Origin of the sequence: Bradyrhizobium sp. Cp5.3 (assembly GCF_000426265.1) — a bacterium.
GTDB lineage: Bacteria > Pseudomonadota > Alphaproteobacteria > Rhizobiales > Xanthobacteraceae > Bradyrhizobium > Bradyrhizobium neotropicale.
This window is the reverse complement of the sequence record NZ_AUFA01000104.1, coordinates 1-5860: the sequence shown is the minus strand read 5'-3', so window position 1 is coordinate 5860 and position 5860 is coordinate 1. Positions and strand designations below refer to the sequence as shown.

Genomic DNA, 5860 nt, shown 5'->3' with positions numbered 1-5860 from the left:
GTCGCTTGTTGCGGGCGACGGATTGTCTGGGGCCGAGTGCGTGAGCCGATGGTCGTAGCAGGCCGCCTCGGTATCGACCTCCTGTCCGCGTGCTCGGATCCACGCTGCCAATCCCCGTCGACGAAGAATGGTGAGACCAGGGCAGGCCGTGAACTCGGCACGCAATGCGGCTGCGCGTAGCTTCTCGTAGCTGTCCGCTGCGTCCGCAGGCGCGACGATCAAGCTGAGTTGAGTCGTTTTTTTTTGCGCGCCAGCGCCCGCTCCAGGCTGCGTCGGTGCACCTTGACGCCGAACCGCGCCGAGATCGCATCTAGGCAGTGCGACGTCGTCAGTTCGGGTCTTGCAGCTTTGAGAGCGGCGACGAACGCAACGACCTCGGCGGAGACCTTGTGGCCGCCTTTGGGGCCTCGCCGGTTCGGCAACAGGCCGGCAAGCCCGGCGGTCTGCAGGGCGCTCTGCGCCTTGTAGAAGGTCGGACGCGTCACGCCGAATGCCTCGGCGGCCTCGCTGATCGCAACGCCGTCGACCTGGTGACGTCGCACCATCTCGTAGCGCACCTGCACCAGGTCCTTCGCATCGAAGAATGGGTTGCTGACGAACGAGGGGTCGCGGACGGCTTCCGGATTTGGATTGAGGACGCCGTCTTGCGCCAGCGCCTCGCTCTTCGGATCCCGCTTCTTCGCCCTGGCCATGCTCGGCCTCAATCTTACGTAAATATAAATACGCCTCTATATGTTGAGTGTCAATGGAGATGCCGACGCCATATAAAGATTTATCGCCGCTATCAGCGTAGTAATACGCCGCACCGCGCCGACGGTATGGCGTTATTATCTTTACATATGCGGCGTATTTAGATTTACGCATCGCTGGCGCCCATGCTCTCCGCGAGCCGGTCCAGCGCGTCACAAAGCGCCAACAGGTCAACCGCGCAAAAGGCTGCTCTACCCGCAGCGATCAGCCGGAACTCATCGGGTGGATCGATATCGGTCCATGCGCTCGCGATCGTACAAAGTCGACCGTTCTGACCCTCATAGACCACCCGGTCTTCGCCCCAATGACGGCGCCGACAGATCAGCTCGAACTTGCGACCGCAAAGCGGATGGAAGGGATGCGTGATCCGCACCTTTTGCGGGGTCGTACCCGCATGACCTGCAGTCGACAACTTTTGCCAAGGCTAAGGTGGAGGCGGCGGTTCTTATCGTCCAGCGATGGATTTTGGCGCGGCTGCGCAACCGGCGCTTCTTCTCGCTCGCAGAGTTGAACGTTGCGATCCGCATCCTGGTCGACGAACTCAACGCCCGCCTGATGCGCAAGCTCGGTGCCAGCCGCCGCGAGTTCTTCGACACCATCGATCGTGCGGCCCTGATGCCGCTGCCGGCCGAGCCCTATCAGTACGCCGAATGGCGTCGTGCCCGTGTGGCGCCGGATTACCATGTCGAAGTTCAGGGGCACTTCTACTCGGTGCCATCCCGCATGATCCGCCAGGTCGTCGAGGTGCGGGCCACCGAAGCTACCATCGAGGTGTTCCATCGCGGCACCCGCATCGCCAGCCACGCACGCTCGGGCGTGAAGCGCCGCCACACCACGATCCCCGAGCACATGCCGAGCGCGCATCGCCGCTACGCCTTCTGGACGCCGGCGCGCCTGCTGGCCGCCGCCGAGAAAGTCGGTCCGTCCACGATCGCGCTGTGCGAGGCGATCATGCGGACAAAGCCCCATCCCGAGCAGGGCTTCCGATCCTGTCTCGGCATCCTGCGGTTGGAAAAGACCTATGGGACGCAACGTCTCGAAGCCGCATGCCGCCGCGGGATCAGCATTGGCGCAGCCAGCTATCGGTCGATCGCCTCGATCCTCAAGACCGGCCTCGACAAGGCATTCCTTCCCGACACCACGCCCGATGCCGATCCGATCCAGCACGGCAACATCCGTGGCCGCGGCTACTACCACTGACCTGCAAGAAGGAGAAAAGGACTTATGCTCATCAACCACACCCACGAACGCCTCGTCGCTCTCGGGCTCGCCGGCATGGCCAAGGCCTTCGACGATCAGCAACGCCAACCCGAGGTCACCGCGCTCACCTTCGAGCAGCGGCTCGGCCTGATGATCGATCGCGAAGCGACCGAGCGGGAGAACAAAAGGCTCCTGGTGCGCCTGAAGTTCGCCGCGCTGCGGCAGACCGCAATCGTCGAAGATATCGATCTGCGCGCTCCGCGCGGCATCGATCGCGCCTTCCTTGCCAAGCTCGTCGATGGGGATTGGATCAGCCGCAAACAAAACTTGCTCCTTACCGGGCCGACCGGCGTCGGCAAGAGCTGGATCGCCTGCGCGCTCGGCCACAAGGCATGCCGCGACAATCGTTCCGTACTCTACCATCGGCTGCCAAGGCTGTTCGAAGCTCTGGCCCTTGCCCGCGGCGACGGACGCTACGCTCGGCTGCTGAAGACGCTATCGAGGGTCGATTTGCTCATCCTGGATGATTGGGGCCTCGCCCCGCTTACCGGCGAGCAGCGCCGCGATCTCCTCGAAGTCGTCGACGATCGCCACCAGCGTGGATCGACCATCATCACCAGCCAGGTGCCGATCGAGCATTGGCACGAGGTCATAGCCGACCCGACCATCGCCGATGCGGTCCTCGATCGCCTCGTCCACAACGCGCACCGCCTCATCCTCAAAGGAGACAGCATGCGAAAAATAACTGCCCAACGTGCCAATCTTGACGCCGCCAAGAAAAGCTGACCCAACTCCTCATGCCGGCAACGACACCCCGGCCGCCTTCGTCGGAACAGGTGGCCGCATTCGATCGGACCGCATGGTCGCGTTCAATCGGAATCCCTGGTCGCAATCCCCGGAATCCGCATCGTTCTCCTGACGATGCCGGCGAAGCTCCGATACGGCCTCTCTTCTCGGCGGGTCTGACGCCGGCCCGGCCTTGGCCTGCAACGGCTCCGCCGACCTTCTTCCCCTGCGGCTGCGCCGCATTCCTCGCGCAGCAACAAGCTCGGCTGCCGCCGTCCTCCGCTGACGCTGCGGTCCGTCGGATGCAGACGTCCGGTCCGTCGCCTCTCGACCGCCACCGAGGCCGCATCGGGCGGCTTCGGACAACTCAGGAGATACGACAATGGCTCAGATCGGCACCTTCACCCGCGACGAGAACGGCGCTTACGCCGGGACGATCAAGACCCTCACCCTCAACGTCAAGGCCACCATCAAGCCCTGCAACCGCGACAGCGACAAGGCGCCCGACTACCGCGTCACCGCCAACGGTGTCGAGTTCGGTGCCGGCTGGAGCAGGACCGCGCGCGAGACGGGCGCCGAGTATCTCTCGCTCAAGCTCGACGATCCGTCCTTCAACGCGCCGGTCTATGCCTCCCTCGTTCAGGGCGACAACGGCGAGCACAAGCTCATCTGGTCGCGTTGACCGCACCAACGGCGCTCCGCTCACAGCGGGGCGCCACTACTCAATCACGTAGCCCAGCGCGCGATAACCCGTGCGTCGCTTCGCAGCCATCCGGGCCAGAACGGGGACTGCACTATCGACATAGTCGACGACCAACACATCTCTCTTACCATCATGGAGGCGATGGAGACGACCGACATACTGCGCCAGGGTTCCTTTCCAGGCAATCGGCATCGTCAGGAACAACGTATCGAGCCTGGCGTCATCGAAGCCTTCACCGATGTAGCGACCTGTCGCAAGGATCAGGCGCTCATCATCGTCAGCGGCATTCAATGCCGTAGCGGCCTGCTTGCGATCCTTCGTCGACATGCCGCCGCGCAGCACCACGAGATTTTTCACGAACGGCAAGAACCTCTGCTGAAGATAATCGAGGTGATCCTTTCGCTCCGTCAGGACGATGGGCGAACGCTTGGCCTCCAGCGATTTCAGCACATCATCGAAGATCAGATCATTTCGGCCACTGTCCTGTGCCAGGGCCGCATAGATCGCCGGCATCGATGGTCGTTCGGCCGAGGCCAGGGAAACGGGCAATTCAAATTTCGTCGAACGGTCGCGGGCACGATGACGAATGCCACGCTCGGTAGCTTGGACCCTTGCATCCACCCGATGGCGAACGGGGCCGCATTGCATGAAGATGATGGGATGATGCCCATCCTTTCGGGCGACAGTCGCAGACAAACCGACAACGTATCGCGCTTTTGACCGCCGAACGACAAGCTCAAAGCTTGTTGCGGACAGGTGATGGCATTCGTCGACAATAAGATGGCCGTAATCGGCGACGATATCAGCGACCTCTCCATTGCGCACCAGGCTTTGGATCAGCGCCACATCGATGACGCCCGTCGGCTTCTTTTTCCCTCCCCCGATAACGCCGATCTGCTTTGGGTCTATCTTCAAAAAGGAACTCAGGCGCTCCACCCATTGAGTAAGCAATTCGCGGCGGTGAACGAGAATCAGCGTGTTGCGAGCCCGATGTGCGATCAGCGCGGCTGCGACAACCGTCTTGCCAAAGGCCGTTGTCGCAGCAAGCACGCCGTTTTCATGGGCGATGAGAGCATCGAAAGCCTTTAACTGCGGCCGTCGCAATTCGCCCTGAAAGCAAACGCCCAAAGGGAGTGCTATGCCGATTTCACGTTGATCTTCCAAATTGGCAACAGCGCCATGGCTTTCGATGAGATCGATCGCCTCTTCGAGGCAGCCTCGGGGCAAAGCGATATGCTGTGCATAAAGCTCGGCGCATGAGACAATCCGAGGCTTGCCGAATGTCGGCAATCGCATGGCCTGCGCACGGTAGAATTCCGGGTTCTGGAAAGCTGCCAGACGGGCAAACCGCGTAATCAGCGCCGGCGGAAGTTCTGTCCGGTCGATGTAAACCTGATCGGCGACCACGATCCTGATGTTTCGCGGTATTACAGCCTCGATACGCTGTGGCGCACTACGGCGTGACGGCGACATCTTCCACGGTTCATCGGCATGCTCATCGTCGACCGGCATGCGAACGCCCAAAACTCGGCCTGACCGCTCCGCCGCATCCGCGATCCTGAAGACCATGTCTGCCGACAACGGAGGCAGGGACGACAGATAAGCCCATTGGTCGTCGTAGGGTCGCAGATCCTTGTCAACAAAAACGCTGTTGCCGATCTCGCGAGCCTTTCTCTGCAGCGGCAGCGCAATCAGATTGCCAAAGCCCCCAAGGGGCATCGTATCCTGATTGGGAAAGAAGGGATCATAGGATGTGAAGCCGATCTCGGGGCGCCTCTCCATCGTCTCCGTGATCAGGGCAGAACCCATCTGCCTGGCACTCCTTGCCGGAACGGGCTCGGAGAAAAATATCCAGACATGGCCGCCGTTTCCCGATCTCGACCGTTCCAGGGCAGCGGCAATTCCTTTCGCATGACAGGTGTCCAACAATGCCCTGGCATCATCCGCCCAACTTTCCTTGTCGAAGTCCGCGGCAAGGAACCAGCACGTCTCGTCCTGCAGCAATGGATAAACCCCGGCGACAAAGTCACCGGAGCGGGCATCGCCACCGCGCAGATGCTTTTCGATGATGTCCTCGGAGGGTGGGACGAATGCCTGATGCGGGCACTCCCCACATTTCACCTTCGGCTTGCCGCAAATCCCCTTCGCCCACTCGTTGGAGCAGGCTGGCGAATATCCTGAACGTCCAGCCTTTCTGTTTTCCCAGCGAACTGGAAAGACATCAGGACGTCCAGCAAACAACCGGCGGAACAGCTCGATCTTCTCGGTCGAGGGTGAGTTGTTGCTGACAGGGGCATCGGCAAAGAATGGCCGTTCGGCAGCACGATTAGGGGATGTCCCGATCGCTGTTGAACTAGGTCGGGCCGACGTTGCCGGAATGAATGTTACGCGGCCCTCGTGACGTGGGCAACGGGGTTGATC

Annotated in this window: 5 protein-coding genes and 1 pseudogene; 3 read left to right on the top strand and 3 right to left on the bottom strand. The window is 61.4% G+C overall.

What is annotated here, in order from left to right; all coding sequences use genetic code 11:
* Positions 1-218: 218 nt before the first annotated feature.
* Both K289_RS0140300 and K289_RS0140295 read right to left on the bottom strand, forming a co-directional pair.
* A complete protein-coding gene (locus K289_RS0140300) occupies positions 219-692 on the bottom strand; it encodes a helix-turn-helix domain-containing protein (RefSeq protein ID WP_027556380.1) in 474 nt (157 codons plus the stop codon).
* Between the two features lie 164 nt (positions 693-856).
* The gene (locus tag K289_RS0140295; protein WP_027556379.1) at positions 857-1123 is read right to left on the bottom strand and encodes a DUF5372 family protein; all 267 of its coding nucleotides are present in this window, start codon (positions 1121-1123) and stop codon (positions 857-859) included.
* 47 nt (positions 1124-1170) lie between these two features.
* On the opposite strand from K289_RS0140295, the pseudogene K289_RS47200 reads away from it, so the two are divergent.
* The 3 genes and pseudogenes from K289_RS47200 to K289_RS0140280 form a co-directional block, all read left to right on the top strand.
* A pseudogene (locus K289_RS47200) lies at positions 1171-1950 on the top strand (IS21 family transposase); the annotation flags it as partial.
* 24 nt (positions 1951-1974) lie between these two features.
* On the top strand, positions 1975-2736 hold the full coding sequence (gene istB, locus K289_RS0140285) for an IS21-like element helper ATPase IstB (protein WP_027556484.1): 762 nt from the start codon (positions 1975-1977) through the stop codon (positions 2734-2736).
* Positions 2737-3118: 382 nt separating this feature from the next.
* A complete protein-coding gene (locus K289_RS0140280) occupies positions 3119-3418 on the top strand; it encodes a DUF736 domain-containing protein (RefSeq protein ID WP_027556483.1) in 300 nt (99 codons plus the stop codon).
* 36 nt (positions 3419-3454) lie between these two features.
* On the opposite strand, the gene K289_RS0140275 is transcribed toward K289_RS0140280, so the two are convergent.
* Positions 3455-5782, bottom strand: a complete 2328-nt coding sequence (locus K289_RS0140275; protein ID WP_245284145.1) for a DEAD/DEAH box helicase family protein — start codon at positions 5780-5782, stop codon at positions 3455-3457.
* Between the last annotated feature and the right edge of the window lie 78 nt (positions 5783-5860).